General features: G+C 61.8%; 2 protein-coding genes and 1 pseudogene. 2 read left to right on the forward strand and 1 reads right to left on the reverse strand.

The window, feature by feature from the left end:
• Window positions 1–197: pseudogene (locus tag EN994_RS30080) on the reverse strand (diaminopropionate ammonia-lyase); the annotation flags it as partial.
• Window positions 198–269: 72 nt separating this feature from the next.
• On the opposite strand from EN994_RS30080, the gene EN994_RS30085 reads away from it, so the two are divergent.
• Together EN994_RS30085 and EN994_RS30090 are read left to right on the forward strand one after the other, a co-directional pair.
• Window positions 270–779, forward strand: a complete 510-nt coding sequence (locus EN994_RS30085; protein ID WP_063167707.1) for an Lrp/AsnC family transcriptional regulator — start codon at window positions 270–272, stop codon at window positions 777–779.
• 81 nt (window positions 780–860) lie between these two features.
• On the forward strand, window positions 861–1,702 hold an 842-nt coding region (locus EN994_RS30090; RefSeq protein ID WP_164746358.1), incomplete at its 3' end, for an NAD(P)/FAD-dependent oxidoreductase.

Genomic DNA, 1,702 nt, shown 5'->3' on the forward strand with positions numbered 1-1,702 from the left:
CCCTCATCCTTGATATGGATGGCGCCCAGTCCGAATTCGCTGGCGAGCGCCGGCAGTGCATGCAGCGGCGTCATCCGGTGATTGTCGCGGTGGCTGAGAAAACGCTCGACCGTGTCGGCTCCGGCCACGCCAAGGGTTTCGGCATCGATCGGATCGAGCGGCCGGCGGTGCGATGCGTTGCGGTTGAGCAGGAACATTGGCCGGTCCCGTTGGTCAGCGAGAACATATTGCAGGAGCAACGCAAAGAGCGCTGTAATATGGTCTCTTAAATGCAAGTTTGTTTCGTCCAGGATATTCCATTGCCTGCATTGCCGTCCTCGCTCGATAGTTTCGATCTCGCCATCCTTGCCATCCTGCAGCGCGACAACACGACGCCGCAGCGGTTGATCGGCGAGGCGGTGAACCTGTCGGCGCCGGCGGTGCAGCGCCGCATCAAGCGCATGGAGCAGACCGGCGTCATTGCCGGCAATGTCGCTGTCGTCGAGCCGGCAGCGGTCGGTCAACCCATCACCATCTTCGTCGAGGTGGAACTCGAGAGCGAACGCGCCGAACTGATCGACGCGGCCAAGCGGCAGTTCTCGGCGACCCCCGAGGTCCAGCAATGCTATTACGTCACCGGCGAGGCCGACTTCATCCTGGTCATCACAGTGGCCGACATGGGCGCCTATGAGGCGCTGACGCGAAAACTGTTCTTCGACAGCAACAATGTCCGCAAATTCCGCACGTTCGTTGCCATGGACCGGGTCAAGGTAGGGTTGACGGTGCCTTTGCCTGTCTAAATATTTGTCGCGCGGCAGGCCTTTACTTTCCCACCATGTTTTTGACATTCTCGGGCTGTGAATTCTGCCGCGGAGGCCGGCTTGGACGACACCACCCCAGTTGCGATCATCGGTGCCGGGCCGGCGGGCCTGGCCATTGCCGCGTGCCTGCGGCAGAGCGGGCAGGATTTCGTCCTGCTGGAAAAGGAGCAGCAGGCCGCACCCGCCTGGCGACGCCACTATGAGCGCGTCCATTTGCACACGGCCAAGCGCTTTTCCTCGCTGCCCTTCGCGCCCTTTCCCAGGGACTATCCGCGTTATGTGCCGCGCGATCTCTTCATCGACTATCTAGATGCCTATGCGCAACGTTTCGATCTGCGGCCGCGATTTGGAGAAACAGTGCGGGCGATCACCCGGCGGGGCAGAAGCTGGCTCGTGGATACGACGACCGGTCCCTTGCATGCTTCAAACGTTGTGATTGCATCTGGCAACAACGCAGAGCCGCTGATGCCCAGATTTGCCGGCGCCGATGCCTTCAAGGGCCAAAAGCTGCATAGCGCCGACTATCGCAACGCAGTGCCTTTCGCCGGCCGGCCGGTGCTGATCGTCGGCATGGGCAATACCGGCGCCGAGATCGCGCTCGATCTGGTGGAAGGCGGTGCGCGGCCGACGATTTCGGTGCGCGGCGGCGTTCATATCGTACCGCGCGAACTGCTTGGCGTGCCCATCCAGATGATCGGCATGGCGGCGCGCCTGATGCCGCAGCGCATCAACGATGCCTTGTTTCCCATCATCCTCGATCTGGCGTTGGGCAGGCTGGGGAAATACGGGCTCAGGCGGCCGCAGCAAGGAATGCTGCAGCAGATCGCGCTCTCGTCGCGCATTCCGACGATCGATATCGGCACGGTGCGCAAGATCCGCGAAGGTGCGATCAAGATCGTACC

Source organism: Mesorhizobium sp. M7A.F.Ca.CA.002.09.1.1 (assembly GCF_003998555.1).
GTDB classification, from domain to species: domain Bacteria; phylum Pseudomonadota; class Alphaproteobacteria; order Rhizobiales; family Rhizobiaceae; genus Mesorhizobium; species Mesorhizobium ciceri.